Genomic DNA, 349 nt, shown 5'->3' on the forward strand with positions numbered 1-349 from the left:
ATGGATTTGCCGGCGCCGGGGGGCCCGATCAGCAGCAGATTATGGGCGCCGGCGGCGGCGATCTCCAACGCCCGGCGCGCCGTCTCCATGCCGCGCACGTCGGCCAGATCCGGCACGTGCCCGGCGCCGGCCAGCCCCCCGGGCTGGGGCGGGGTCAGCACCTGGCTGCCACGGAAATGGTTGATCAGGGTCAGCAGATTCGGGGCGGCGAGCACTTCCGCGGTCCCGGCCCAGGCGGCCTCGCCGCCCTGGCACGCGGGACAGATCAGGCCAAGCTCCGCCTCGCCGGCGGCCATGGCGGCGGGCAGCACGCCGGCGACCGCATTCAGCGTACCGTCGAGCGAGAGCT

Annotated in this window: 1 protein-coding gene; it reads right to left on the reverse strand. The window is 74.5% G+C overall.

Translation table 11 applies throughout. From position 1 onward, the window contains the following. Positions 1-349, reverse strand: a 349-nt coding sequence (locus R5H29_RS09850; protein WP_332329117.1) for an ATP-binding protein, incomplete at both ends; no start/stop codon positions are given.

Origin of the sequence: Stenotrophomonas sp. A3_2, from assembly GCF_036624925.1 — a bacterium.
GTDB lineage: Bacteria > Pseudomonadota > Gammaproteobacteria > Xanthomonadales > Xanthomonadaceae > Stenotrophomonas > Stenotrophomonas hibiscicola.